A 25871-nucleotide genomic window follows, 5' to 3' on the forward strand; every position below is an offset into this window, starting at 1 on the left:
AGCAACGTACGTCGGTACAACACCCCTCATCATGGGCCTCAGGGCCCAACTCCGGGCCCACTTGCGCCGTTGCGTGCCAGGTGGCGTTCCGCTTTCAGCCATGCCGTGCCGGTCCCCCCGGCGGCCTGCGGTGCCATAGGGCGATCGCCTCGCCGCGGCTGCCGACATTCAGCTTGGTGAAGATGCGGTTGATGTGGTTCTTCACCGTCTTCTGACTGATGAAACAGGCGGCGGCGATCTGCTGATTGGACATGCCCGACGCGATCAGATCCATCACCTCCACCTCCCGCTCACTCAGCTCCGACAACACGCTCCGGGCGGCCGGAGCAGAAGACCTCGACGTTGAATGTCCCACAAATGGCCCCGTGGGCGGGGCATTTCGCGGGGACGGGACGTCACTGTACGGTTCCGCAGGGCAACGGGCCGCCGCCCCCGGGCACACCGTCCCCAGCCCGTCCGGCAGCGGTGGCGCCACCTCGTCCTCCGGGGCGGCCCGCTCCCGCAGGGACTCCAGCAGCGCGCCGCTCGCCGAGTGGGTGAAGCGGGCCCGTCCCTCCGCCGTGTCCCGGACCGCGGCCACCAGTTCGGCCGCCGTGAACTCGCCGTGCACCAGATAGCCCCCGGCGCCCAGGCGCAGCGCCTGACGGACGACGGCGCTCTCGCTGCTGTAGGTCATCATCAGCACCGGTGCCAGGCGCACCAGGTGCGGCAGGGCCGAGATGCCGTCGACCCCGGGCATGCGCACATCGAGCAGGACGACGTCCGGTCGGTGCCGTACCGCCTTCTCGTACGCCTGACGGCCGTCGCCCGCCTCCGCGACCACGACGATGCCGCCGCGACCGTGCAGGAGCGCCGTCAGGCCGGCCCGTACGACGGGGTTGTCGTCGGCGACCAGGACCCGCAGCGCAGTGGCGGCGGGGGCGGGGAAGGCCGGGGCGGGCGGCTGCGGTGGCCGCTGCTCCCCGGAGCCGTAAGGGCCGTCGGGTATGTCGTCCGGCACGACAGGGCCTCCTCTCTCAGGGAACGGGGACGGTGGGGGCCGGCGCACGCGTGAGGTCCATCGCGGCGAGGGACAGGTCGAGGCGGACCTCCGTGCCCCGGGACGCCCCGCCCCGGCCGATCCGTATGCGGGCCCCGATGGAGGCGGCCCGTTCGACCATGCCGACGAGGCCGAAGTGGCCGGCCCTGCGCAGGGCGGCCAGGGTGGTGCCCGGGGGCAGGCCGTCGCCGTCGTCGTACACGCTGATCCGCACCACGTCGCGGACCAGGCCGGCGGAGACGTCCACCAGGGAGGCGCGGGCGTGGCGGCGGGCGTTCTCCATGGCTTCGGTGGCGATGGTCAGGGCGTGCCGGGCGACGGCGTGGGGTACGGGCGGCACCCGGTCGTCGCCGAGGCGGCGGAAGACGGCCCGGACGCCGGTGCGGCGTTCGAAGTCGGCGGTGCGGGCTGCCAGTTCGCCGATGAGGTCGATGCCGTCGTCCAGGCCCGAATCGCGGCGCAGGTCCGAGAGGAGTTCCCGGGATTCGGCGGCGGCCCGGCGGGCGGAGCGGGCGACCAGTTCCGCCCGGCGTCTGACGGCCGCCGGGTCCATGCGGTCGGCGGTGCTCGCCAGGCCGTCGGCGGCCAGGGCCAGGCCGTGCAGGGTCTTGGCGACGGAGTCGTGCATCTCGCGGGCGAGCCGGGCCCGCTCCGCCTCCACCGCCCTGCTGACGGCGAGCCGCGCCCGGGTCTCGGTCAGCGCCTGGGACGCGGCGCCGAACCTCAGCAGCAGGCCCCTGAGCGTGGCGCCGACCGCGCCGGCGATGATGCAGAGCCCCACCATGAGGAGCGCGGTGGCGTCGGCCTCGTCCTGTTCGCTGATGCCGTAGGCGGCGGCCAGCAGCAGGGTCTGGAGCGCGGCGAAGACGGCGCCGCCCCGCCAGCTGTAGACGAGGCCCGCGAGGAGCGGGGTGCAGACCGTGACGTACGAGAGGGTCGAGCCGGGGCTGGCGGCGAACAGCAGCAGCGCGCCGAACAGCATGTCGGCGGCGAGGAGCGAGGGGTGGCGCAGGAGGAACGGGCCGAAGCGCTCCCAGTCCCGCATCAGCACGTAGGACACCATGACGGTGACGAGGACCGCCGCCCCCACCAGCCAGCTGCCCAGCTCGTCGTGGACCCCGGAGAGGGCGAAGGGGGCGGCCAGCGCGGTCATGGCGAGCCGGAAGCCGAAGAGCTGGCGGCACAGGGCCTGGAGGGCGTTCACCTGGATGGGCAGCGGCGGCACATGGCCGGGTGCGCTCGCCGGTGTCGTCGCGTCGGGGCCGCCGGTCAGGGCGGGGCCGGCCGGTCGTGGGGCCATGGTCTGTCTTCACCTCCTCGCGGGGGTCGCGGTGGCGCGCCCGTGGGCGTCAGCTGCCGAAGATCTCGTTGATGTCGACGTTCGCCGCGTAGTAGAAGCCGACCGCGATCAGGATCATCGTTCCCGGGAGCATGAAGCTGGTGACGATGAGCGTGGCCTTGGGGACGGCCTTGGACGCCCTGCGGCGGGCGTTCTGGGCGTCGGTGCGCCGCATGTCGTTGGCGATCTGGATGAGGGTCTCGACGATGGGCGCGCCGAGTTCCTCGCCCTGCTGGAGGGCGGAGACGAACATGGAGACCTGTTCGGACTCGTTGCGCTTGCGGAGCTGGTCGAAGGCGTCGCGCCTGCTGACGCCCATGTCCATCTGGCGCAGGGTGATCCGCAGCTCGTCGGACCAGGGGCCGGTGTACTTGTCCGCCACCCGCTCCAGCGCCTGTCGGAAGCCGAGGCCGGCGGAGACGACGACCGCGAGGACGTCGAGGAAGTCGGGCAGGGTCCGGTCGATGTCGTCCTTGCGCCGGCTGATGGCCGCCCGGATGATCACGTCCGTCCAGAAGAGGCCGTAGACGAGCAGGATGATCGCCAGGACGACCTGCCCGTTCATCAGCATCGCCAGGGCGGCCAGGATGCCGAGGCCGCCGTAGACGGCGCGCCGGGCGGCGTACCGGTCGACGGTGAGGCCCCGGGGGTTGCCCGCCATGTCCAGCTTGCGGCGGATCCGGTCGACGCGTCTGGGGCCCATCATCGACAGGACGCGGGGGGCGTACGGCATGCCCAGCCGGTCGATGGCCGAGCCGGCGGCGCTGGTGCGGCTGGCGCCGACCTCCAGGGCGATGGCCAGGTCGCCGGGGAGTTTGGCGTCGGCGCGGTACATGCGGATGCCCTGGAAGGCGCCGAGGACGGCGAGTCCGATGACGGCCGCGAGCAGTAGTTCCATCTCTGTGCTCCTCTCTCCTCCGGCCGTCAGATACGGACGCGGGTCAGGCGGTTGATCAGGAAGAAGCCGAGGGCGTACAGGCCCGCCGCGATCACGATGGCGATCCGGCCCGGGGTGGCGGCGGCCATGTCGTCGAGGGCGCCCGCGCGCATTCCGTTCACGACGAGCAGGAAGGCCAGACCGAGGACGGGGACGGCGACGGCGGTCACCTTGACCTGGGACAGCAGGGTGGTGACCTCGCGCCTGGTCTCCTTGCGCTCCTCCAGCGTGCCCGTGAGGTTGCGCAGCGAGGAGACGATCGAGCCGCCCGTCCGGTTGGAGAGGATGAGGGTGGAGACCAGGACGGTCAGTTCGCGGGAGGGCAGCCGTTCCACGAGTTCGTTCAGGGCGTCGTCCAGGGAGTGGCCGACGGCCAGCCGGTCGGCCACCCGGCGCAGCTCGGCGTGGGCCGGGTCGTCCAGTTCCTCGACCGCCATGCCGATGGCCGTGCGCAGGGCCAGGCCCGCCTGGGTGGCGTTGGCGAGGACGCGGGTCAGTTCGGGGAGCTGGTTGATGAACGCCTCGGTGCGTTTGGCGCGCTGCCAGTTGAGGAAGGCGTTGCCGCCCCACAGGCCGATGAGTACGGCGACGAAGCCGAAGAACGACGCGAAGACGGAGTCCATGACGAAGTAGATCGCGAGCAGGGCTGCCACGACGTAGACGGCGTACTCGCCGGGGGTGAGGTCGAGGCCGGTCACCGCGATCTTGCGTTCGATGCGCTTGCCCAGGCCTGTCCTGCGCAGCCGCCGGTCGATCGCCCGGAAGCGCCGGACGCGGCCCTCCACGGCCGGCTGCCCGGTCTGGGACATGCGGTCGATCAGCGCCTGCCGTTGTTCCCTGCCCGTGGAGTAGCTGTGCAGGCCGATGACGGCGAGCAGACAGGCGAGCAGGGTGACACCGACCGTCAGGAGCGGGAGGTTGTCCATGTCGGGGGCCTTCTGGGTGAGCGGCGGGCAGGGGGGCGGGCGGGCTCAGGCGGTGGAGGTGCGTACGAGGAGTTGTTCGTCGGCCTGGGCGACGCCGAAGGCCGGCGGGACGGTCTCGTTGGTCATGTGGAAGCGTTCGGCGACGCGGCGCGGCACCGGGAAGTAGTCGAAGCGGCCGTACACGCGCCCGTCCGCCGCCATCGGGAGGGCGTTGAAGCGGCAGACGGAGACGATGCGGTAGTCCTCGCGGCCGTGCGAGTCGACCACGGCGATCTCGGTGATGCGGCGGGAGCCGTCGCCGTGCCGGGTCAGCTGGACGATCACGTCGACGGCGCTGTTGATCTGGTCGTGGATCGCGGCGAACGGGATCTCGACCTCGGACATGGAGCTGAGGGTCTGCAACCGCATCAGCGCGTCCTCCGCGCTGTTCGCGTGGACGGTGGCGAGCGAGCCGTCGTGGCCGGTGGACATGGCCTGGAGCATGTCGAGCGTCTCGCCGCCCCTGACCTCACCGACGATGATGCGGTCGGGCCGCATGCGCAGCGAGTTGCGGACGAGGTCGCGGATGGTGATGCGGCCCTTGCCCTCCACGTTGGAGGGGCGGCTCTCCAGCGTGATCACGTGGGACTGCTGGAGCTGGAGTTCGGCGGAGTCCTCGATGGTCACGATGCGCTCGCCGTCCGGGATGAGCCCGGACAGGGCGTTGAGCAGGGTGGTCTTGCCGGTGCCGGTGGCCCCGGAGACGATCACGTTGAACTTGGCGCGGACGAAACCGGCGAGCAGGATCAGCATGTGCTCGTCCAGCGAGCCGAGGGAGATCATCTCCTGGAGCGTGAAGGCCCTCGGGAAGCGCCGGATGGTGAGGATGGGGCCCGAGAGGGAGAGCGGCGGGATGATCACGTTGACGCGCTCGCCGGACGGCAGCCGGGCGTCGACCATCGGGTTCGCCTCGTCCACACGGCGGTTGACCGTGGAGACGATGCGTTCGATGGTCTGCATCAGCTGCTCGGTGGAGGAGAAGCGCATCGGGAGGAGTTCGAGGCGTCCGCCGCGCTCCACGTAGACCTGTTCGGGGCCGTTGACCATGATCTCGCTGATGGAGGCGTCTTCGAGGAGCGGTTCGAGGATGCCGAGGCCGAGCGCCTCGTCCACGACGCGCCGGATGAGGTGCGAGCGCTCCACGGAGGACAGGACGGGGCCCTCGCGGCTGATGATGTGGCCGAGGACGCGTTCGAGCCGCGCTCTGCGCTCGGCCGCCGCGAGGGCGGACATCTCCGCGAGGTCGATCTCCTCCAGGAGCTTGGCGCGGTAGACCCCGACCAGCCGGCTCTCCTCGCTCATCCCGTTCGCCGGCTCGGGACTGGTGATACGCGCCCGCAGGCTCATGTGCTCAACTCCCTCGGTTCTTCTCGGCGCTGTGTGGGCTATGGGTCAGTCGGTCGGCATGGTGGCGCTCTTCTCGACGGAGCCGAAGGAGAACATCGGCAGCAGGCTGGGGATGGAGACGCGCACGGTGACCGTCAGGGAGCCGGCGCCCCGCGTCGTGGACGCCTCGGCCCCGTCGGCCAGCCAGCCGCTCATGGAGTCCCGGGCCACCGCGCCCGCCCGGTGCTCCTGGTGGTCGGTCGAGGCGACCCTGGCGGCCGTCCGGGCCGCCGTACCCGCCTGCTGGGCCGCGTACACGGCGATGCCGAGCTGGACCACGGCCAGCGCGACGACGAGGAGCAGGGTGAGGACGCCCACGTACTCGATGGCGGCCTGGCCGCGCTCCCGGGACGCGGCGGGCCGGCCGCGCCGCCGGGAAGGGGCCGGCCCGCGCCTCACCACGCGTCCCGCCTCTCGTTGCGGGCCTTGGCCTCGCCCGTCGCGTGCCAGGGCAGGTCGAAGGCGCCGGGGAACAGCATCGGCACGTCGAGCCTCACCCGGACGGTGACCAGTTCGCTGGACGGTTCACCGCAGCGCTCCACCCGGGTGGTCCAGCCGCTGGGCACGTCCTCGCGCACGGCCCGCTCGCAGGCCGCCCGCTGGCTGCCCTCCGTGACCGCCGCGGCCCTGACCGCCTTGTCCGCCGCGTTCCCCGCCAGGATGTACGTGTAGCAGACCATCGCGGCCTGCCAGAGCAGCGCCAGGGTGATCAGGATCAGCGGCAGGGTGCCGACGAACTCGATCGCGGTCTGGCCCCGGTCGGCCCGGCCGTCGCGAAGGGCCGCGGTGCGGGCGCCGCCCGCTCCGGGCCGTCGCCGCCGGTCCGCTCGTAAGAGGTTCATGATGCGACGGTCCCCCTCGGTCGCCCCGGTCCGTCCGGTCGTCGCGCGTTCACTTGGTACGTCCCCGCCGGCCGCCGGCCGAGGCGCGGTCCCCCTTCAACCTGCCCCCTCGGGCGGCTCCTTCCGCGTTCTTGACCAGACCGAGATCTCCGGCCAGCCCCCACAGGGCCTGTTTCACGGTGGATTTGGCGTCCAGGTCCTGGAGGCGGCCCGCGTCGACCACCGCCTGGAGCTCCTTGAAGTTGGCGGGGACCGCGATCCGGGCGACCCGGGTGGCGGTGATCTTCTCGATCAGGGCGGGCTGGATCTCGGTGCTGCGGGTGTGGCGGTTGACGACGGTGACGGTCTCCTCGGCCTTGCGGACCTGGAGCCGGTCCCAGAGGCGGACCATCCGCTTGGCGGCGCGGACGGTGATCACGTCCGGGGTGGTGACCAGCAGGGTGTGGTCGGCCATCTCGATGGCCGCCGCGTTGGCCGAGTTCATGTGCGTACCGCAGTCGATGACGACGATCTCGTAGCGGTGCCGCAGGGCGCTGACGGTCTGGCGTACGACGCGGTCGCTGACGTCCTCGCCGCGCTCCCCCTCGCCCGGGGCGAGCAGCAGGGCGAGGCCGGTGTCGTGGTTGAACAGGGCGTCCTGGAGGACGCGCGGCGAGATGTCCTGGATGGTGGAGAGGTCGACGATGGAGCGGCGGAACTGCACGTCGAGGTAGGAGGCGACGTCCCCCGACTGGAGGTCGAGGTCGGCGAGGGCGACCGTGTGGCCGGACGCGGCGGCGGCGAGGGCCAGCTGTACGGCGGTGACGGTGGCGCCGACGCCACCCTTCGCCCCGCTGACCGTGACGACGGTGCCGCCGGGGCCGGTGAGGACCTCGGCGCCCGCGCCGAGGTGGCGGCGGACCCCGGTGGACCAGCCTGCGGCGCCCTGGACGCGCTGCGCCAGCTCCTCGTACGAGAGGGGCAGGCCGGCCAGACCGCGGGCGCCGGCGTCCATGGCGGCCGAGTAGAGCCCGGGGCTCGCGTCGGCGGTGACGAGGACAACCCCGACCGCGGGGAAGCGCAGGGCCACCTCCCGGATCAGTTCCAGGGCCGGGACCGGGCCGATCCGTTCGTGGACGAGGACCACCTCGGGCAGTTCGTCCAGGGACTCGGCGGCGAGCTGGGCCAGCGTGTCGAGCAGTGAGGTCGAGTCGCCGAGCGGCGCGGCCGGCTCCGCGTCGGGCAGCTGGCTGAGCAGCGTCGTGACGGCTCGGGCGGCGTCGGCGTCGCCGACCGCCGGGAGGATGCGTGTGCTCATCCGGTCCTCACTTGTTCTTGTCTTCGTCGAGGTTGTAGCTGCCCTCGCCAGGCCGGAGCGTGGTGGGACTGTCGGCGGGGAGCAGGGCGAGGCGGACGTGCTCGGCGAAGGACTCCGCGTAGGCGACGCGCTGGGCGTCGGTGGTGTTCAGGGCGAAGGTGATCGGGACCGCCTCGGTGGGGCCGTCGCCGCGGTCCTCCGGCTTGGGTTCCAGCGAGGTCAGCCGGCCGACGTCGATGACCTTGGCGTTGGCGACGATGACGCGGGAGGTCGACTTCTCCTTCTCGGTGCGGCCGGCGAACGTGGCGTAGATGTTGACCAGGTTGCCCGGCCTGATCTTGCCGGCGACGCCGGTCGCGGCGTCGATCATGATGGCTATCTCCTGCTGCCCGTCCTTGAGCTGGGGCCGGTCGACGAGCATGTCGTCCTGGAGCAGCGAGCCGGTGTGGAGTTCGGTGACCGCGATCTTGCCGCGGAGGGCGGAGAGGTCGGTGACGGCGTTCTTGGAGAGCCAGCGCCTGGGCATCCTGATCTTCTCGAACTGGCTTGCTTCCAGGGGCTTGTAGGGCGTGATCGTGGATTTGACCCGGTAGGCGGTCACCTCTGGCCCGACCTTGGAGTTCACGTCACTGATCACCGAGAGCACACCGGCGAACGCCCCGAAGGCGCACAGGACCGACAGGAGGAGCAGGATGACGCCGCGGCGTTGCCGTGAATTCATGGGCGGAGCAACCTCGTTGGGATGTGTGGGCCGACGGGCGGGGAACAGGGCGGTACGGGGACGGGCCGGCGCCGGCCGTCATGACCTCAGGACGACGGCACCGTTCGACCGGGTCTCGGGCGGTTTCAGCGGGGCGTTGCACAGGCCGCAGCGGTCACCGATGAGTTCGTTGCCGCACCAGGCGCACACCTCTCTGCGCACCGAGGAGACCAGCTGGTAGATCAGCGAGATGTCGGGCAGGAAGGCGGCGAATTCGATCAGTTTCGACGTGCCCCACCAGCCGGGCGACTCCTCGGGCAGCGCGGCCTCGTGGACCGCCTGCACCTGCCAGCCGGGGGCGAGGGTTCCCGTCACCCACTCCGACTGGGACTGCCCCCGGGCGAAGAGGAGGTGCGTGGCGAACCGGGGACCGGCGAGTTCGCCCGTACCGACCCTGATCAGCTGGGGTTCCGGGTTGGCCAGCACGCCGAACTGCGAGCCGGGGACCCAGGACTTGGCGTGCGCCTTGAGGGTGACCGGGACCCGGTCGAGCCTGGCCACCGAGTTGAGCAGCGCCCCGGCGTGGATGTAGTGGGAGAGGAGCCGGGCGGCCGAGGCGATCACGCCCGCGCTGAAGTCGCACACGGACAACTGGCGTAACTGGCGCACGAGTACGGCCACGCCCAGCGGGGGCAGCGGCGATCTGATCAGCGCGATCCGGTCGCTCTCCAGGACGGAGCGAATGGTGTGCAGGCGGCGCTCGTGCGCGGCGGGGATGCCGGCCGGGTAGACGGCGATGACATAGCCGTGCTGCTCCAGGAGGATCTGCATGTCGCCGATCGCCTGGTCGAGGGGCTGTTCGCCGGGGGCGCGCAGGACGACGGCGGGGGGCGTCTGCTGGTCCTGCGGGGGCAGCACGAGGCCGGGGCCGGTCACTGCTATTGCTGTCGGCACGCCGTTCCCCGTTCACCTCGGGCCGCCGCGTACCGCCGGCCGTAATCGCTCCTGCCGGGTGCTTCCGGCTCGGATGCTCCCGCCTGAGCACTTTATCCACGTACGACAGGGCAGAGAACACCTTCAAGAAGTCGATACGGCACGGCTGATGAAGTCTTCTCGGGGCGTCGGCGCGGCAAACCGTGCCAAGTGGACGGGTGTTGGTTTGCGCACGGTACGGCGGTTGCGGCGGGGTTCCCGCGCGCCCGCCGGGCGGCCCGGCCGGGACCGGTCGCTGCCAGAGGTCTTGACAACTTGATTGGTCTGGACCAGTTTATCGCCCAGCGGTGGCCACCGTTCCTCGATTCCACACCCCCGACACCCCCGTGTCGCCCCCACCCGCCATCCCCGACTCCCCCCGGAGGCAGCAAGTGGATCGTTCCCCCGCACCGAGCCGCAGAAGACGCCGTACCCGCCCGGTACTCGGCTCCGCCATGGCGGTCGTCGCCGCCGGCGCGCTGACCCTGACCGGGCTCGTCACCAGCGCCGAGGCCGCCGACGTCAACGTCGCCAAGAACGCCGGCTTCGAGTCGGGCCTCTCCAACTGGACGTGTACCGGCAACTCCGGCACCACCGTCTCCTCCCCCGTGCACAGCGGCACCTCGGCCCTCCAGGCGACCCCGGCCGGCCAGGACAACGCCAAGTGCTCGCAGACCGTGGCCGTCAAGCCCGACTCGACGTACCAGCTCAGCTCCTGGGTCCAGGGCGGATACGCCTACCTGGGCGCCAGCGGCACCGGCACCACCGACGTGTCGACCTGGTCCCCCGGCTCCAGCAGCTGGACCCAGCTCAGCACCTCCTTCACGACCGGCCCGAACACCACGTCGGTCACCGTGTACACGCACGGCTGGTACGGGCAGGCCGCCTACCTCGCCGACGACGTCTCGGTCACCGGCCCGGACGGCGGCGGCGGTACCGAGGAGCCCGGTCCGTCGATCCCCGGGGCCCCCGCCGGGCTCGCGGTCGGCTCGACCACCTCGTCCTCCATCGCCCTGTCCTGGAACGCGGTGTCCGGCGCGACCGGCTACACCGTCTACAAGGACGGCGTGAAGGCCACCACCTCCACCGGCACCTCGGCGACCGTCACCGGCCTCTCCGCCGACACGGCCTACCAGTTCGCGGTGACCGCCACCAACGCGGCCGGCGAGTCCGTCAAGTCCGCCGCGGTCAGCGGCCGTACGGCCACCTCCGGGACGGGCAACCCGAACCCCGGCACCTCCGTGCCCAAGCACGCGGTCACCGGCTACTGGCAGAACTTCAACAACGGCGCGGCCGTCCAGAAGCTCAGCGACGTGCCCGCGAACTACGACATCATCGCGGTCTCCTTCGCCGACGCCACGGCCACGCCCGGCGCCGTCACCTTCAACCTGGACTCGGCGGGCCTGAACGGCTACACCGTCGACCAGTTCAAGGCCGACATCAAGGCGAAGCAGGCGGCCGGCAAGAACGTCATCATCTCGGTCGGCGGCGAGAAGGGCTCGGTCTCGGTCAACAGTGACGCGTCCGCGGCCAACTTCGCCGACTCGCTCTACTCGCTCATCCAGGAGTACGGCTTCAACGGCGTCGACATCGACCTGGAGAACGGCCTCAACTCCACGTACATGACGAAGGCGCTGCGTTCGCTGTCGCAGAAGGCGGGCTCCGGCCTCGTCATCACGATGGCCCCGCAGACCATCGACATGCAGTCCACCGCGGGCGAGTACTTCAAGACGGCGCTCAACATCAAGGACATCCTGACCGTCGTCAACATGCAGTACTACAACAGCGGTTCGATGCTCGGCTGCGACGGCAAGGTCTACTCGCAGGGCTCGGTGGACTTCCTCACCGCGCTCGCCTGCATCCAGCTCGAAGGCGGCCTCGACCCGTCGCAGGTCGGCCTCGGTGTCCCCGCCTCCACCAGCGGCGCGGGCAGCGGCTACGTCTCCCCGTCGGTCGTGAACGCGGCCCTGGACTGCCTGGCCAAGGGCACCAGCTGCGGCACCTTCAAGCCGTCGAAGACGTACCCGGGTGTGCGCGGCGCGATGACCTGGTCGACCAACTGGGACGCCTCGTCCGGCAACGCCTGGTCGAACGCGGTCGCCCCGCACGTCCACGGGCTGCCGTAACCACCACCTGTCACCCCTGCCGGCCCGCGGCCGGCAGCACCGACCAGCAGCGCCGCCGCTCCCCCGGCGGCGCTGCTGCGTTCCGGGCGGGTGCGCGCGGGCGGCTTCGATACCGGTAACGCAACAGTCCTGTACGTGTGTTGCCCAACCGCATGGATGTCCGCACCCGCGCGTGGCACCGTTGGGGGGCGCGGTGCTGGGGGCGACAGGGGGAGTGACATGGCCGGGGCGCGGATCGATGCGCTGGGCGGCGACGACCCGGTGACGCTCGGGCCCTACCGGCTGCTGGGGCGTCTGGCGTCCGGGGGCATGGGCCGGATCTATCTGGCCCGCGGCGGCGGCCGCGGCCTGGTCGCCGTGAAGACGCTGCCGGCCGAGGGCCGGGTCGGCGAGACCGACCGGCGGCGCTTCGCCCGCGAGGTGGCGCTCGCCCAGCGGGTGGACAGCGCGTTCACGGCGCGCGTACGGGACGCCGACCCGGACGCCCGGTGGCCCTGGATGGCCATCGACTACATCGCGGCGCCCCCGCTCTCCGAACTGGTGCGCTCCTGCGGGGTGCTGCCGGCCTCGGCCGTACGGTGGATCGCGGCCGGCACCGCGCAGGCCCTGGTCACCCTGCACGAGGCGGGGATCGTCCACCGCGACGTCAAGCCGCAGAACGTGCTGCTGCCGCTGGACGGGCCCCGGGTCATCGACTTCGGCATCTCGCACGCCGGCGACCTCACCCTCACCAACCTCACGCTCGGCACGATCGCCTTCACCTCGCCCGAGCAGGCGCGCGGCGAGGAGTCCACGGCCGCGTCCGACGTGTACTCGCTGGGCGCCACGCTGTTCCTGCTCGCGACCGGCCGCCCGCCCTACCGCACCGACGGCGACACCCTGCGCCTGCTGGCCCGTGTGCAGCGCGGCCAGCTCGACCTGGCGGGCCTGCCGAAGGAGCTCGCCCAGACGATCCGGCCCTGCCTGGCCGTCCAGCCGCGCCACCGGCCGGCCCCCGCCGAGCTGCTGGCCCGCTTCCGCCGGCAGCAGGCCGGGCTGCCGGCGACGACGAGCGGCACCCGCTGGCTGCCGCCGCGCTGGACGGGACTGATCGACGCGTACGCCGCCCAGGGGCGCGAGTGGGCCGGTGGCCGCTCCACGGACCCGGCGGGCGCCGCCCCGACCCTCGTCCAGCGCACCCGGCCCGCCGCGCAGCCGCCCCCGACGCTCGTCCACTCACCGGAGCGGCGGGCGAGGGCCGCGCGCGACCGCACCCGGCGCGAGATGGCCGCCCTCGCCGAACTGGCCGCGCGCCAGCGCGCCGAGCAGGCCGAACGCGAGGAGGCGGAGCGCGAGCAGGCCGAACTCCTCGCCCAGCGGCAGGCGGAGCGGGCCGAGCGGGAGCGGGCCGAGGCGGCCCGCCGGGAGGCCGAGCGCGCCGAACGGGCCCGCGCCGCCCAGGAACGGGCGGACCGGGAGCGCGCCGAACGGGAGCGCGTGGAGCGCGAACGGGCCGAACGGGAGCGCGCCGCCGCCCTGCGACGTGCCGAGCAGGAGCGGGCCGCACACCGGCAGGCCGCGCGTGCCCGGACCGCCGCGCCCGCTTCTCCCGTCCCGCCGGGCCCCGGCGCCCCGTCGCCGCGCACCGGCTCACCGGCCGCCGCCTCGGCCCTGGGCTGGCTGCTCGTGGTGGCCGCCGTGATCGCGCTGCTGGCGTGGCAGCCCTGGGAGAAGGCGGGCGGCGGCTCGGCGTCCGGCAGCGCCGCGTCCGGCTCCGTCACCTCCGGCAGCGATCTCGACACCCACGGGGACGACAAGGCGGGCGCCGCCCCGGACACCGACTCCGACTCCGAAGCCGGTTCCGCCTCCGACTCCGACGACAGCGGCAGCGGCAGCGGCAGCGGCAGCGACACGGACACCGAGGAGCGGACGCCGGCCCCCACGCGTCGCCCCACGACCCCGGCGCCGAAGCCGAAACCCACCATGGACGCCACCGACCGGGCCTTCGCCGCCGTGCACGCCGGGGACTGCCTCAACGTGTACAACGACGGGTACGACAACATGAGCGCGAGCCGCCCGATCCGGGTGAGTTGCGGCGCCTCGAACGCGTACATGCACGTCAACCGGGTCAGCACCCGCTCCGGCGCGTCCAGCTCCTGCGACACCGGGGCGGGCTTCACCTGGTGGAGCAGGACGGGCGACGACGGGGTCGTGCGCACGCTGTGCCTGGACCGGGTGTACCGGGCGGGCCAGTGCTTCCCGGCGAAGGTCAACGGGGCCACCAGCGCCGATCTGACGGTGGTGTGGAACTGCAACGCGTCCAAGGTGCCCAAGGCGGGCCAGTCGATCCTGCGGATCACCGGCTTCTACCGGGCCCCGAAGGCGGGCCAGAACTGGACCTGCCCTTCGGGGCCCGGCGAACGCTTCTGGTACTGGCAGGTGAACCAGGGCCGCAGCATCATCTGCGCCTCGGCCGCGTGAGCCGTCCGCGTACGGTCAGATCACCAGGCTGAGGAGCGCGGCGACCGCGAACCCGGCGACGGACAGCACGGTCTCCAGAACGGTCCAGGACTTCAGGGTGTCGCGTTCGGAGATGCCGAAGTACTTGGACACCATCCAGAAGCCGCCGTCGTTGACGTGCGAGGCGATGATCGAGCCCGCCGAGATCGCCATGATGATCAGCGCGAGGTGCGGCTGCGAGAAGTCCTGGTTCTCCACGAGCGGGACCACGATGCCGGCGGTCGTCACGATGGCGACGGTCGCCGAGCCCTGGGCGATGCGCAGCACGGCCGAGATCAGCCAGGCGAGCAGGATGACGGGCAGCCCGACGTCGTTGAAGGTGTCGGCGAGCGCGTCCGCGATGCCGCTGCCCTTGAGCACGGCGCCGAAGATGCCACCCGCGCCGACGACCAGCAGGATGTTGCCGACCGGCTTCAGGGACGAAGTGGACACCGACTCCAGGGACTTGCGGGACCAGCCGCGCCGGATGCCCAGCAGGTAGTACGCGAGCAGCAGCGCGATCGTCAGGGCGACGAACGGGTTGCCGAAGAACTCGATGACCGAGCGGAGTGTCGAGAGGTCGAGCGCGATGGAGGAGAACGTGGCGGCGAGGATCAGCACCAGCGGGGTGCCGATGATGGCCAGCACGGTGGAGAGAGCGACCGGTGCCTCGTGCGGGGTGACCCCGGCGGCCCGCTGCTCGGCGACGACGGCTGCCTTCGCCTCCTCGGCGGCCTCGACCATGTCCTGCGGCACGTCCACGAAGATCCGCTTCCCGATCCAGGCGGCGTAACCCCAGGCGGCGAGGACGGACGGGATGCCGACGAGGGCGCCCATCAGGATGACCCAGCCGAGCGAGACGTGGAAGAGACCGGCGGCGGCGACCGGGCCGGGGTGCGGCGGCAGGAACGCGTGGGTCATGGACAGACCGGCGAGCAGCGGCATCGAGTACAGCAGAATCGTTTTTCCGGACCTCTTGGCGGCGGCGTAGACGATCGGGGCGAGGACGAAGATGCCGACGTCGAAGAAGACCGGGATGCCGAAGATCAGACCGGTCAGGCCCATCGCGAGGGGGGCGCGCTTCTCACCGAAGAGGCGCAGCAGCCGGGCGCTGAGCACCTCGGCCCCGCCGGAGACCTCCAGGATCGCGCCGAGCATCGTGCCGAGGCCGATGATGATCGCGACATGGCCGAGGATGCCGCCCATGCCGGATTCGATGACGGAGACGGCGGCGGACTTCTGCACCGTGCCGAAGAGTTCGGTGACGGAGAGGCCCGCGCCCAGGCCGACGGCTATGGACACCGCGAGGAGCGCGACGAACGGCTGGAGCCTGACCTTGATGATCAGGTAGAGGAGGAGCGCGATCCCGAGAACGGCGACGGTCAGCAGACCGGCCGTCCCGTCGATCAGGAGGAGGAGTCCACCGGTGTGGGGTGGCGTCTCGGGCGGGGTGGGGCCTGCGGCGAGCTGCATGGGTAACTCCGTTGTCGTCCATGGTTCTGGGGCAGGGGGGATCGCGGCACGGCGCCGTTGACGTGTGCGGCGCCGTGCCGGGCGGGGTGCGGGTTACGGGGACGGCTCAGTCCAGGACGGCGAGGGCGTCGATCTCGATGAGCAGGCCCTTGGGCAGGCCGACGTAGACCGTGGTGCGCGCGGCGGGGGCCTGCTTGAGGTCCTGCTCGGCGAAGTACGTGTTGTAGATCTCGTTCATCTCGGCGAAGTGGTCCACGTCCGTGAGGTAGACGCGCATCATCATCACGTCGTCCCAGCTCGCGCCGCCCTCCTCCAGGATCGCCTTGACGTTGGCGAAGGTCTGGAGGGTCTGCTCACGCAGGGTGGGCCCGGCCGGGGTGGGGGCCTGGCCCGCCACGGCGGGCAGGAAGCCGACCTGGCCGGCGACCTGGAGGATGTTGCCCTTGCGCACGCCGTGCGAGAACTTCGCCGGCGGGGTGGTGTGGGTGCTCGGGGTCAGGGCGGTCTTGGCGGTCTTGTCGGTCATCGCTGATCAGGCCTTCTTGGGTCGGTTGCTGCCGGAGTACTCCCGGCTGATGGTGTCGGCGGTGCGCCGGACCAGGGGGAGCAGGGTGAGGAGTTCCTCGGCCGTGACGACCACGTTCGGCGCGGAGACCGACATCGCGGCGACGACGCGCCCGTCGGCGCCGCGGATGGGGGCGCCGACGCAGTTGATGGACTCCTCGTGGCCGCCGAGGTCGGTGGCCCAGCCCTGTTCGCGTACGGCGGCCAGCTCCTTGAGGAACGCGGCGGCGCCGGGCGTCGAACGGGACGTGTACATGGGGTAGTCGAGCTTGTCGGCGATGGAGCGCCGCTCGGCCTCGCTCAGGTCGGCGAGCAGCAGTTTGGCCACGGCGGCGACGGTGATCGCGACGGGCTTGCCGATCCGGGAGTACATGCGGACCGGGTAGCGGCTCTCGACCTTGTCGATGTAGAGGACCTCGTTCTCCTCGTACACGGCGAGGTGGACGGTGTGCCCGCAGTTCTCGTTGAGTTCGACCAGGTGCGGGTGGGCGATCTCGCGTACGTCGAGGTTCTCGACGGCCTCCTGGGCCAGCGCGAACAGGCGGGCGCCGAGGCGGTAGCGCTGGTCCTGCTGGCGGTAGACGAGGCCGTGTTCGTGGAGCGTACGGAGCAGGCGCAGCGCGGTGGACTTGTGCACGCCGAGCCGCTCGGCGACCTGTCCGAGGTCGGCGGGCCCCTGGGCGAGGAGCGGCAGGATGCTGAGCGCCCGGTCGACGGTCTGGCTCATGCGCGTGCCTCGCTGTCCTCGGCCCGGCCTTCGCCGGTGACGCCCCTCTTGTCGGATCGCTCGCTCATGTCGTACGTACCTCCGTGTCGTCCCCCGTCCAGCCGGGGCCGAGACGCAGTCTCCCCCAGGCGTCGTCGTCCAGGGCCGCGAGGTGGTCGGCCCGGTCGCGGGCGGGCGGTTCGGTGAGGTCGCCGGGAACGGTGAGCACGGCGGCGGCCATGAGGTGGCCGTGGCGGGCGCGGTCGCGGACCGGGAGTCCGCGAAGGGTGGCGGACAGGAACCCGGCGGCGAAGGCGTCGCCGGCACCCACCGGGGCGACGACGTCCACGCGGAGCGCGGGGACGTGGGTGACGGTGTCGGGGCCGCTGTGCGGGGCCTCTCCCCGCCCCGCCCCTTCCCGAACCGGGGGCGTTGCCTCCGGACCCCCGGTCCGGGGTCCGGGGCGGAGCCCCGGTTCATGGGAGAACACCGTCACGCCGTCGGCGCCCCGCTTCACCACGACCACTCCCGGCTCCGGCAGCGCCTCACGGATCGCGGCGGCGCCCGTCACACCCCACGCCGACTCCGCCTCGTCCTCCCCCACGAACACCACATCCGCCCGCCGCGCCAGATCGAGCAGCACCGCGGGGGACTCCCCCCGCCACAGCCCCGGCCGGAAGTTCACGTCGAACGAGATCAGGGGCCGGCCCTGACGCGGAGCGGTCAGCTCGTGGAGCAGCGCCAGGCAGTCGGCGGACAGCGCGGCCGTGATGCCGGACAGGTGCAGGATGCGCCCGGCGGGCAGTCCGTCGGCCGGCACGGTGGAGGGCGACATGGCGGAGGCCGCGGACCCGGCCCGGTAGTACGCCACCTCGTGGACATCCGTGGCGCGGTCCGTCGCCGTACGGAAGTAGATGCCGGTGGGCCGGTGCGGATCGCGCCGCACGGCGGAGGTGTCGACGCCGTACGCGCCGATGGCCTCGACCAGGTGGTCGCCGAAGCCGTCGGCCCCGACCCGGCTCACCCAGGCCGATCGGTGCCCGGCCGCGGCGAGCGCGCAGGCCACATTGGACTCCGCGCCGCCGATCCCCCGGGCGAAGGACGGCACGTCGGCGAGGCGTCCGGGCCGCGAGGGGAGGAACGTCACCATGGACTCGCCGAGGCACACGACGTCGGCGGTCGTGGCGTCGGTACCGGTCCTGGGCGTGGTTCCGGACACGCGGGGCTCCTCAGGGGTCGGGCGGCAACGCCGGCACTCACCATTGACCGGGCGTCGGCTCGGATGTTAGACAGCCCTGAGCGATATACGCAATGGGTGTTGCATATGTTGCAATCACATCGCTGACCGGACCCGGACCGAGGAGACCCCATGGCCGCCGCGCCCCACGTGACCGCTCTCGCCGACGAACCGGTCGACCACCGGTTCAAGGGGCTCCCGCCGGACGCGGCGGGCCTGACGGTCGGCGCGCTGGCCGCCGAGCGCCGCAACCTCTTCGACGGCGGGTTCACCACCCCCGTGCTCGCCCTGTCCGCCGAGTCCGTCGAGCACAACCTCGCGCTCCTGGAGACGTACGCCGAGCGCCACGGCCTCGCGTTCGCCCCGCACGGCAAGACGTCGATGTCCCCGCAGCTGTTCGCCCGCCAGCTCCAGCACGGCGCGTGGGGCATCACGGCGGCCGTTCCCCACCAGGCCCGCGTCTACCGGGCGTTCGGAATCCGGCGGATCTTCCTCGCCAACGAGCTGGTGGACGCCGCCGCGCTGCGCTGGCTCGCGGGCGAGCTGGACGCCGACCCGGACTTCACGTTCGTCTGTTACGTCGACTCCGTGCGCGGGGTGGAGCTGATGGACGAGGCGCTGCGCGCGGCGGGCGCCTCCCGCCCCGTCGACGTCGTGGTGGAGCTGGGCGCGGGCGAGGGCGCCCGCACCGGGGCCAGGACGGAGGCGGACTGCGGCGCCGTGGCCGACGCGGTGGCCGGGGCGGCGGCCCTGCGCCTGGTGGGCGTGGCGGGGTACGAGGGTGAGGTGCCGCAGGCCTCCGGCGAGCGGGTGCGGGACTGGCTGCGCCGGCTCGTCGCGCTGGCCGCCGGCTTCGACGCGGAGGGGCGCTTCGCCGGGCTCGGGGCCGGGGAGCCGATCGTGGTCAGCGCGGGCGGCAGCGCGTGGTTCGACGCGGTGGCGGACGTGTTCGCCGAGATCCCCGGACTCTCCGCCCCCGTGCTCAAGCTGCTGCGCTCGGGGGCGTACGTCTCGCACGACGACGGGCACTACCGCCACCTCACGCCCTTCAACCGGGTCCCCGAGGAGGGCGCGCTCCGGCCGGCGTTCCGGCTGTGGGCGCAGGTCGTGTCGCGCCCGACCCCCGAGCAGGCGTTCCTCAACGCGGGCAAGCGGGACGCGGCGTACGACTTGGACCTGCCCGAGGCGCAGGTCGTGCGCTGCGCGCGGGACGGCTCGGTGCGGGCGGCCGAGGGGATCACGGTCAGCGGCCTGTCGGACCAGCACGCGTGGGTGCGGACCGGGCCGGACGCCCGGCTGGAGGTCGGGGACTGGGTGGGGATGGGCCTGTCCCACCCGTGCACGAGCTTCGACAAGTGGCAGCTGATCCCGCTCGTGGAGGCGGACGGCACGGTCACCGACTTCATCCGCACCTTCTTCTGAGCCGGGCTCCGCTCCGCGAAAGGCACCTCTCCCCCATGGACCTCGTCATCCGCGACGCCCGCGTCATCGACGGCACCGCCACCCCCTCCTACCGTGCCGACGTGGCCGTCACCGACGGCCGCGTCGCGGAGATCCACCGCGAGGACTCCCCCGGCCCCCGCCCCACCGCCGCCCGCACCCTGGACGCCGACGGCCTGGCCCTGTCCCCCGGCTTCATCGACATGCACGCCCACAGCGACCTGGCGCTGCTGCGGGACCCCGACCACAGTGCGAAGGCCGCCCAGGGCGTCACGCTGGAGGTCCTCGGCCAGGACGGCCTGTCGTACGCGCCCGTGGACGACCGCACGCTCGCCGAGGTCCGCCGCTCCATCGCCGGGTGGAACGGCTACGGCGACGACATCGACTTCGACTGGCGCACCGTCGGCGGCTACCTCGACCGGCTCGACCGCAACTTCGGCGGACAGGGCATCGCGGTCAACGCCGCCTACCTCGTCCCGCAGGGCACGGTGCGGATGCACGCGGTCGGCTGGGAGGACCGGCCCGCCACCGACGCCGAGCTGGTCCGGATGCGCGGGCTCGTGGACCAGGGCATGCGCGAGGGTGCCGTCGGCATGTCGTCGGGGCTCACCTACACCCCCGGCATGTACGCGGACGACGCCGAACTCACCGCGCTGTGCCGGGTGGTGGCCGCACACGGCGGCTACTACTGCCCGCACCACCGCTCCTACGGCGCCGGCGCGCTGGAGGCGTACGAGGAGATGGTGCGGCTCACCCGCGACGCGGGCTGTTCCCTGCACCTGGCCCACGCGACCATGAACTTCGGGGTCAACGAGGGCCGCGCCCCGGAACTGCTCGCCCTCCTGGACGACGCGCTCGACGCGGGCGCCGACATCTCGCTCGACACCTACCCGTACACCCCCGGCTGCACGACCCTCGTCGCGATGCTGCCCAGCTGGGCGAGCGAGGGCGGCCCGGAATCGGTCCTGGCCCGGCTCGCCGACGACGCCACGGCCGCGCGCATCCGCCACGACCTGGAGGTCACCGGCTCGGACGGCTGCCACGGGGTGCCGATCGAGTGGGACACCATCGAGATCTCCGGGGCCGGCGCGTCCGCGCTCGCCGCGTACGTCGGCCGTACGGTGGCCGAGTCGGCGCGGCTGCGCGGCGAGGAGCCCTGGGTGACCGCGCGGCGGCTACTGGTGGAGGACCGGCTCGGGACGACGATCCTCCAGCACGTGGGCCACGAGGAGAACGTCCGGCGGATCATGCGCCACCGCGTCCACACCGGAGGCAGTGACGGCATCCTCCAGGGCGACAAGCCGCACCCTCGCGCGTACGGCACCTTTCCCCACTACCTGGGTCACTACGCACGGGAGCTGGGCATCCTCTCGCTGGAGGAGTGCGTCGCCCACCTCACCTCGCGCCCGGCGGCCCGGCTGCGGCTGCCCGACCGGGGGTACGTGCGCGAGGGCCACCGCGCCGACCTGGTCCTCTTCGACCCGGATACGGTGGCGGCGGGCTCGACGTTCGAGGAGCCCCGCGCCCTGCCTTCCGGCATCCCGCACGTGCTGATCGACGGCCGCTTCGTGATCGAGGACGGCAGGCGTACGCAGGTCCTCGCGGGCCGGTCGGTACGCGGAGCGGGCCGGAGGGCGGGCTGACCCGCGGGGCCGCCCGACGCCGGGAGGCGCCCGGCGGGGCGGTTCACATGGTGTTGACGATGAGTCCGATGTGGGTGAAGTAGTTGAGCCCGCCGAAGAACAGGAACGCCAGCCCGGCGAGCGCCCAGACGACGCCGATGACAGGGGTCATCCAGGTCCGGGGGCGGCGCAGCACGAACGGGAAGAGGAGGGCGCCGATGCCGACGAGGACGTACAGCCCGGACATGAAGCTCGCCTCCAGCATCGGCATGTCGGCGAACTCGCCGGAGATGGGCTCCTCGGGGGGCGCGGCGAAGAGGGTGTACTTCCAGCCGGCCGCGGCGATCCCGAAGCAGGCGAGCCCGAGGCCGAAGACGAAGACCGAGATGGGTCCGGCGATCCGGGCCACCCGGTCGACGCGGTCCGCGTCGCCGACGACGGCTCCCTGCTTCCAGAGGTAGAAGCTCGCGGCGAGGAGGAAGACGCCGAAGGCCAGGGCCGGTTCACCGAAGATGATGTTGTCGAAGGGGAAGCCCTGTCCGGCCAGCGGCCAGGTCAGGGTCATGTGCAGACCCGTGGTGACGAGGGTGAAGCCGATCGCCCCGAACGCCAGGGCCCAGCCTTCGGGGGTGATGGTGCGCCGGGGACGGAGGAGCTGGTATCCGAGCGCGACCACCAGCAGGAGTCCGGCGCCCGCGGCGACGGACATGATCGTGTTGTACGTCGGCATCTTGGTCCAGTCGATCTTCAGACCGGACGCCGCCAGGGGAAGTGCATGGCTGATCATGCGCGGAGCCTATAGCGGCATTTCGCCCATATCGCCCATTGAGTAGGTCGGTTGAGCTGTACGGGTCACCCACGTCACCACGCCACCCCCGGGGCGGAGCACTCCTCCGCCCCGGGGGAACGGTCCGGCCGTCACGGCCCGTACGTCACGGCTTGGGCAGGGTGCACCCCGCGCGGTCCAGGTCGAAGACGTTGCCGGCACCGATGCACGCGGCGATGCCGTAGGTCTCCTGGGCGTAGTTGATGCCCTGGCGCACCGTCACCTGCCCGTTCTCGTCGACCTCGCACGGGTTGTTGTCCGTGCACTGCTGGCCGTCCTCGTTGCCCGTGTTGTTGACGGCGACCACCTTGCCGGTGGCGTCGTCGATCACCGGGGAGCCGGAGGTGCCGCCGATGGTCTGGCAGGCGGAGGTGTAGCGGACGGAGTCCTTCCAGGTCCATCCGCCTTCCTTGAGCCGGTAGACGAACCCGTCGACGTTGCAGCTGTAGGTGCGCTTCCAGTACCCGGACACGACGGTGATCGCGGTGCCCTCGACCGGGTGCGCGGTGTTCAGCTCCAGCGCCTCGATGCCGTACGTGCTCTCGATCTGGGCGTACGTGGAGGTGAGCTGGTACACCGATATGTCGGTGTCCGTCATCGTGCCGTACGCGATCTTGCTCGCCCGGACGGTGCCGATGCCGCTGCCCGAGGCGTTGAGCAAGGTGAAGCTGCGGCTGGAGGAACGGTTCACCAGGACCGTGCCGGGGGCCGGGAAGCCGGTCTCCAGGCAGTGCCCGTTGGAGAGCACGAGGGCCGGGTCGTCCGGCTGCGAGTCGGGCGTGCGGACGACCGAGCCCGAGCAGTTGCTGAGTGCCACGGTCCCGGCGAAGCCGATGGCCTTGGGCCGGACCGCCTCGGTCCTGGGCGTGGTGTGAGCGGCCGGGGCGGCTGCCTCGACCGTGCCGATCGGTGCCGCCGCGTGGCTGGTTGCCGCGGTTGCGGGGGCGATACCGGCTCCGAGGAGCAGTACCGCGAAGAGCGCACCGACGAGAGGCTTTTGCATGTGGGGGTCCCCTCTTGTGACCTGAACAGAGCGTGACAGGCCTCTGCCACCGAAATTTCTTCGGTTTTGACATGCGCATGTTGGCGCATGGAGTGGGGGTGCACAAGGGGCGGATTCCGGACGCGTGTTCAGGTCACCAGGCCCTGGCGGTACGCGTAGACGACGGCCTGGACGCGGTCGCGCAGCCCGAGCTTGGCGAGAATGCGGGAGACGAACGTCTTCACGGTCTCCTGGCTGATCAGGAGCGCCCCCGCGATCTCGCTGTTGGAGAAGCCGTCCGCGATCAGGCGCAGCACCTCCAGCTCGCGCGGGGTCAGCGGGAGGTCGGACGGGGTGGACCCGGTGGGACGGATGCGGGCGGCGTACCGGCCGACCAGCTTGCGCGTCACCTCGGGGTCGATCAGCGCCTGGCCCGTCTGCACGGTCCGGATGCCGTGCAGCAGCTGGGCGGGCGGGGCGTCCTTGAGCAGGAACCCGCTCGCCCCGGCGCGCAGCGCCTCGTACACGTACTCGTCCAGGTTGAAGGTGGTCACCACGAGCACCTTGGCGGGCCGCTCCACGCCCGCCCCGGCCAGCAGGCGCGTCGCCTCGATGCCGTCCAGCACCGGCATGCGGATGTCCATCACCACGACGTCCGGGTGCAGCCGGCCCGCCATCTCGACGGCGGTCCGGCCGTCCCCGCACTCGCCCGCCACCTCCAGGTCCGGCTGGGCGTCGATGATCGTGGCGAGGCCGGTGCGGACGAGGACCTGGTCGTCGCAGACGAGGACCCGGACCGGTGCGGTCACGACGCGCTCCCCGAGGGTATGCGGGCGCGCACGACGAAGCCGCCGTCCGCGGCGGGCTCCGCGCTGAAGTCGCCGCCCAGGACGCCGACCCGCTCGCTCAGCCCGGCCAGCCCCCGCCCGCTGCCCTTGGGGACCTCGGCCCGCCTGCCGGAGCCGTCCGTACCGACCTCCACGGTGATCTCTCTTCCGCCGTGCCGCACGAGCACCGAAGTCCGGCTGCCGTGGGCGTACTTGAGCGCGTTCGTCAGCGCCTCCTGCACCACACGGTAGGCCACGAGATCGGCGCTTCCGGTGGACTCGGCGGGGGTGCCGTGCTCGGTGAACTCCACGCTCTGCCCGGCCCGCCGGGTCTGTTCGACGAGGGTGCGGATACGGCCGACGGCCGGTTTCCTGGCCTCCTCCGCGCCGTGGCCCGGGTCGAGCAGGTCGAGCAGGTGGCGCAGGTCGTTGATGGCCCGCCGGCCGGTGTCGGTGACGGTGCTCAGGGTCTGGTCGAGCCGGTCGGGCACGGCGGTCAGATAGCGGGCCGCCTCGGCCTGCACGACCATCGCCGTCACATGGTGGGTCACGATGTCGTGCAACTCACGGGCGATGCGGGCGCGTTCGGCGGCACGGGTGTCGTCGGCGAGACGGCGGCGGCGTTCCGCCTCGGCGGACCGGGTGGCGCGCAGCCACGTCCCGGCACCCCAGGCGAAGGCCAGCACCAGGTAGAACGTCAGGAACTCGTCCACGGGTTCGGTGCCGTACCGGTGCAGGAAGACCGCCAGCGGCACGTACGCGACGGTCAGGACGAGCGCGGTGACACGCCGGTGGCGGTCCAGATGGGCACCCGCGCTCAAGAGGGCGATGGGCAGCGCGGTGCCGGCGACCAGGTGGTAACCGCCGAACTGGTCGACGGCGAAGCCCAGCGAGACCAGGGCCAGGCAGACCGTCGGCCACCTGCGCCGCAGGGCGAGCGGCAGGCTCTCCAGCACGGCGGTCAGCACGCCCACCGCGTCGAACGGACGCTCCGCCACGCCCCCGAGCTGCGTCCCGTGCTGGTGAAAGGCGGGGATGAGCGACATGGCGAACAGCAGCAGCCCGAACGGCAGATCGCGGACGGTGACATCGAGCCGCTGCCACCACGCCGGCCGGCGGACGGCGGTGTCGAACCGCCGCCACCCGGCCGGCACGCTCCGAAGACTGATCACCGGGGAACTGTAGTGGCGGCCCCGGTCAGGTCGGTACGCCGGCCTCCGCGAGGCACCAGATTGCCGCGCCTGCGCGCCAGCCACAGGAACGCGAGCGTCAGCAGGACCCCGAACAGCACGGCGTACACGCTCGCTTCGGGGCCGAAGTCCCCGCCGGTGACGAGCTTGGAGCCGGAGGCCACCGAGTCCAGGAGGCCCTGCGGGGTGTCGTTGCCCGAGACCTCGGTACTGAAGATGCCGGCCGCGGCGAAGTTCCACCCGAAGTGCACCCCGATGGGCACCCACAGACTGCGGGTGGCGGCGTACGCGGCGGCGAGCATGCCGCCCGCCTCGATCGCGATGGCGATGGCACCCCACAGGTTCGCGTCCGGGTTGGCCAGGTGCATCAGACCGAACAGCACCCCGGTCAGCGTCAGTGCGATCACGGTCCCGGCGCGTTCCTCGACGATCCGGAACAGCACGCCCCGGAACACCACTTCCTCGGTGACGGCGGCAGCGGCCATGAAGCCGACGAGCCCCACCGCACCCGACACCGAGCCCAGGCCGTTCACCTCGTAGTCCCCGAGCAGGGCGATGTTCGCGATGACCGCCGCGAACAGCACCAGCCCGATCAGCGTCCCGCGCCGCAGGCCCCGCGCCGCCCCCTCCCGGGCCAGCTCGGTGACCGCACGCCGTTCGGTGCGCCCCACCACCCACCGGTAGACGAGGAGGGCGAGCACCGCGGTCACGAGGCCGAGGCCGAGCGTGAGCCACGGGTTCCCGTCCACCGCGCTGACACACTGGCCGCCGATCGCCCAGACCGCCACGACGGCGAGGAGCTGCCAGACCACTCTCATGAGAATCCCTTCGACGTGTCCGCGGCGGACTGCCGCGGCTCCGTCCGAACGCTACGGACGGGGCGCGCCGAAATCGTCACCGCTGAGTGGACACCTGCGCGTAGC

23 protein-coding genes are annotated in these 25871 nt (G+C 72.1%); 4 read left to right on the top strand and 19 right to left on the bottom strand.

Features of this window, described 5'->3' with window-relative positions; all coding sequences use genetic code 11:
• Window positions 1-94 precede the first annotated feature (94 nt).
• The 10 genes from B082_RS0103060 to B082_RS0103105 form a co-directional block, all read right to left on the bottom strand.
• Window positions 95-1000 (bottom strand): response regulator transcription factor, encoded by a 906-nt coding sequence (locus B082_RS0103060; protein ID WP_018550347.1) that lies wholly within the window; start codon window positions 998-1000, stop codon window positions 95-97.
• Window positions 1001-1016: 16 nt separating this feature from the next.
• Window positions 1017-2339, bottom strand: coding sequence for a sensor histidine kinase (locus B082_RS35515; protein WP_018550348.1), 1323 nt, complete (start codon window positions 2337-2339; stop codon window positions 1017-1019).
• Between the two features lie 49 nt (window positions 2340-2388).
• Window positions 2389-3276, bottom strand: a complete 888-nt coding sequence (locus tag B082_RS0103070; protein WP_018550349.1) for a DUF5936 domain-containing protein — start codon at window positions 3274-3276, stop codon at window positions 2389-2391.
• 26 nt (window positions 3277-3302) lie between these two features.
• Window positions 3303-4241 carry a type II secretion system F family protein gene (locus B082_RS0103075; protein ID WP_018550350.1) on the bottom strand — a complete coding sequence of 313 codons (939 nt, stop codon included), beginning with the start codon at window positions 4239-4241 and terminating at the stop codon, window positions 3303-3305.
• 45 nt (window positions 4242-4286) lie between these two features.
• Window positions 4287-5627: a CpaF family protein gene (locus tag B082_RS0103080; RefSeq protein ID WP_018550351.1), complete on the bottom strand. Its 1341-nt coding sequence runs from the start codon at window positions 5625-5627 to the stop codon at window positions 4287-4289.
• 45 nt (window positions 5628-5672) lie between these two features.
• Window positions 5673-6068, bottom strand: coding sequence for a TadE/TadG family type IV pilus assembly protein (locus B082_RS0103085; protein ID WP_018550352.1), 396 nt, complete (start codon window positions 6066-6068; stop codon window positions 5673-5675).
• Window positions 6062-6508: a TadE family protein gene (locus B082_RS0103090; protein ID WP_018550353.1), complete on the bottom strand. Its 447-nt coding sequence runs from the start codon at window positions 6506-6508 to the stop codon at window positions 6062-6064. Before B082_RS0103090 ends, B082_RS0103085 begins: the two co-directional genes overlap by 7 nt.
• 49 nt (window positions 6509-6557) lie before the next feature.
• A complete protein-coding gene (locus B082_RS0103095) occupies window positions 6558-7805 on the bottom strand; it encodes an AAA family ATPase (RefSeq protein WP_018550354.1) in 1248 nt (415 codons plus the stop codon).
• Between the two features lie 7 nt (window positions 7806-7812).
• Window positions 7813-8526, bottom strand: a complete 714-nt coding sequence (gene cpaB, locus B082_RS0103100; RefSeq protein WP_018550355.1) for a Flp pilus assembly protein CpaB — start codon at window positions 8524-8526, stop codon at window positions 7813-7815.
• 78 nt (window positions 8527-8604) lie between these two features.
• A complete protein-coding gene (locus B082_RS0103105; protein ID WP_018550356.1) occupies window positions 8605-9441 on the bottom strand; it encodes a hypothetical protein in 837 nt (278 codons plus the stop codon).
• A gap of 491 nt (window positions 9442-9932) precedes the next feature.
• On the opposite strand from B082_RS0103105, the gene B082_RS0103110 reads away from it, so the two are divergent.
• Complete coding sequence (locus tag B082_RS0103110; protein ID WP_018550357.1) at window positions 9933-11603, top strand: chitinase; 1671 nt, start codon at window positions 9933-9935, stop codon at window positions 11601-11603.
• Between the two features lie 219 nt (window positions 11604-11822).
• A complete protein-coding gene (locus B082_RS37375) occupies window positions 11823-14063 on the top strand; it encodes a serine/threonine-protein kinase (RefSeq protein ID WP_051094571.1) in 2241 nt (746 codons plus the stop codon).
• Between the two features lie 15 nt (window positions 14064-14078).
• On the opposite strand, the gene B082_RS0103120 is transcribed toward B082_RS37375, so the two are convergent.
• The 4 genes from B082_RS0103120 to B082_RS0103135 all read right to left on the bottom strand — a co-directional run bounded on the left by B082_RS0103120 (window position 14079) and on the right by B082_RS0103135 (window position 18043).
• Complete coding sequence (locus B082_RS0103120) at window positions 14079-15554, bottom strand: GntP family permease (protein ID WP_018550358.1); 1476 nt, start codon at window positions 15552-15554, stop codon at window positions 14079-14081.
• A 106-nt stretch (window positions 15555-15660) separates the two neighbouring features.
• Entirely contained in the window at window positions 15661-16080 is a 420-nt protein-coding gene (locus B082_RS0103125; protein ID WP_018550359.1) for a RidA family protein, read from the bottom strand.
• A 6-nt stretch (window positions 16081-16086) separates the two neighbouring features.
• Entirely contained in the window at window positions 16087-16845 is a 759-nt protein-coding gene (locus B082_RS0103130; RefSeq protein WP_018550360.1) for an IclR family transcriptional regulator, read from the bottom strand.
• Window positions 16846-16909: 64 nt separating this feature from the next.
• Window positions 16910-18043 (bottom strand): sugar kinase, encoded by a 1134-nt coding sequence (locus B082_RS0103135; protein ID WP_018550361.1) that lies wholly within the window; start codon window positions 18041-18043, stop codon window positions 16910-16912.
• A gap of 150 nt (window positions 18044-18193) precedes the next feature.
• Here B082_RS0103135 and B082_RS0103140 point away from each other — a divergent pair, with 150 nt between their 5' ends.
• Both B082_RS0103140 and B082_RS0103145 read left to right on the top strand, forming a co-directional pair.
• A complete protein-coding gene (locus B082_RS0103140) occupies window positions 18194-19483 on the top strand; it encodes an amino acid deaminase (protein WP_018550362.1) in 1290 nt (429 codons plus the stop codon).
• Window positions 19484-19518: 35 nt separating this feature from the next.
• The gene (locus tag B082_RS0103145; RefSeq protein ID WP_018550363.1) at window positions 19519-21144 is read left to right on the top strand and encodes an N-acyl-D-amino-acid deacylase family protein; all 1626 of its coding nucleotides are present in this window, start codon (window positions 19519-19521) and stop codon (window positions 21142-21144) included.
• Between the two features lie 43 nt (window positions 21145-21187).
• Here the strand turns inward: B082_RS0103145 and B082_RS0103150 are convergent, their stop codons facing one another.
• The 5 genes from B082_RS0103150 to B082_RS0103170 all read right to left on the bottom strand — a co-directional run bounded on the left by B082_RS0103150 (window position 21188) and on the right by B082_RS0103170 (window position 25766).
• Entirely contained in the window at window positions 21188-21910 is a 723-nt protein-coding gene (locus B082_RS0103150; protein WP_018550364.1) for a DUF981 domain-containing protein, read from the bottom strand.
• A gap of 145 nt (window positions 21911-22055) precedes the next feature.
• Window positions 22056-22952 carry a S1 family peptidase gene (locus B082_RS0103155; RefSeq protein WP_018550365.1) on the bottom strand — a complete coding sequence of 299 codons (897 nt, stop codon included), beginning with the start codon at window positions 22950-22952 and terminating at the stop codon, window positions 22056-22058.
• A 128-nt stretch (window positions 22953-23080) separates the two neighbouring features.
• Window positions 23081-23740 carry a response regulator gene (locus B082_RS0103160; RefSeq protein WP_018550366.1) on the bottom strand — a complete coding sequence of 220 codons (660 nt, stop codon included), beginning with the start codon at window positions 23738-23740 and terminating at the stop codon, window positions 23081-23083.
• Window positions 23737-24912 (bottom strand): sensor histidine kinase, encoded by a 1176-nt coding sequence (locus tag B082_RS0103165; RefSeq protein ID WP_018550367.1) that lies wholly within the window; start codon window positions 24910-24912, stop codon window positions 23737-23739. Before B082_RS0103165 ends, B082_RS0103160 begins: the two co-directional genes overlap by 4 nt.
• Before the next feature lie 14 nt (window positions 24913-24926).
• Window positions 24927-25766, bottom strand: a complete 840-nt coding sequence (locus tag B082_RS0103170) for a CPBP family intramembrane glutamic endopeptidase (RefSeq protein WP_026249379.1) — start codon at window positions 25764-25766, stop codon at window positions 24927-24929.
• Window positions 25767-25871 lie beyond the last annotated feature (105 nt).

The organism is Streptomyces sp. ATexAB-D23 (assembly GCF_000373645.1).
In the GTDB taxonomy this organism is placed as follows: domain Bacteria; phylum Actinomycetota; class Actinomycetes; order Streptomycetales; family Streptomycetaceae; genus Streptomyces; species Streptomyces castrisilvae.

Bases quoted from the DNA above. Each gene is read 5' to 3' on its own strand.
- B082_RS0103155 (WP_018550365.1), bottom strand. From the start codon at position 22,952: ATGCAAAAGCCTCTCGTCGGTGCGCTCTTCGCGGTACTGCTCCTCGGA.
- B082_RS0103090 (WP_018550353.1), bottom strand. From the start codon at position 6,508: ATGAACCTCTTACGAGCGGACCGGCGGCGACGGCCCGGAGCGGGCGGC.
- B082_RS0103095 (WP_018550354.1), bottom strand. From the start codon at position 7,805: ATGAGCACACGCATCCTCCCGGCGGTCGGCGACGCCGACGCCGCCCGA.
- B082_RS0103130 (WP_018550360.1), bottom strand. From the start codon at position 16,845: ATGAGCCAGACCGTCGACCGGGCGCTCAGCATCCTGCCGCTCCTCGCC.
- B082_RS0103070 (WP_018550349.1), bottom strand. From the start codon at position 3,276: ATGGAACTACTGCTCGCGGCCGTCATCGGACTCGCCGTCCTCGGCGCC.
- B082_RS0103110 (WP_018550357.1), top strand. From the start codon at position 9,933: ATGGCGGTCGTCGCCGCCGGCGCGCTGACCCTGACCGGGCTCGTCACC.
- B082_RS0103075 (WP_018550350.1), bottom strand. From the start codon at position 4,241: ATGGACAACCTCCCGCTCCTGACGGTCGGTGTCACCCTGCTCGCCTGT.
- B082_RS0103150 (WP_018550364.1), bottom strand. From the start codon at position 21,910: ATGATCAGCCATGCACTTCCCCTGGCGGCGTCCGGTCTGAAGATCGAC.
- B082_RS0103120 (WP_018550358.1), bottom strand. From the start codon at position 15,554: ATGCAGCTCGCCGCAGGCCCCACCCCGCCCGAGACGCCACCCCACACC.
- B082_RS0103125 (WP_018550359.1), bottom strand. From the start codon at position 16,080: ATGACCGACAAGACCGCCAAGACCGCCCTGACCCCGAGCACCCACACC.
- B082_RS35515 (WP_018550348.1), bottom strand. From the start codon at position 2,339: ATGGCCCCACGACCGGCCGGCCCCGCCCTGACCGGCGGCCCCGACGCG.
- cpaB (WP_018550355.1), bottom strand. From the start codon at position 8,526: ATGAATTCACGGCAACGCCGCGGCGTCATCCTGCTCCTCCTGTCGGTC.
- B082_RS37375 (WP_051094571.1), top strand. From the start codon at position 11,823: ATGGCCGGGGCGCGGATCGATGCGCTGGGCGGCGACGACCCGGTGACG.
- B082_RS0103170 (WP_026249379.1), bottom strand. From the start codon at position 25,766: ATGAGAGTGGTCTGGCAGCTCCTCGCCGTCGTGGCGGTCTGGGCGATC.
- B082_RS0103145 (WP_018550363.1), top strand. From the start codon at position 19,519: ATGGACCTCGTCATCCGCGACGCCCGCGTCATCGACGGCACCGCCACC.
- B082_RS0103140 (WP_018550362.1), top strand. From the start codon at position 18,194: ATGGCCGCCGCGCCCCACGTGACCGCTCTCGCCGACGAACCGGTCGAC.
- B082_RS0103080 (WP_018550351.1), bottom strand. From the start codon at position 5,627: ATGAGCCTGCGGGCGCGTATCACCAGTCCCGAGCCGGCGAACGGGATG.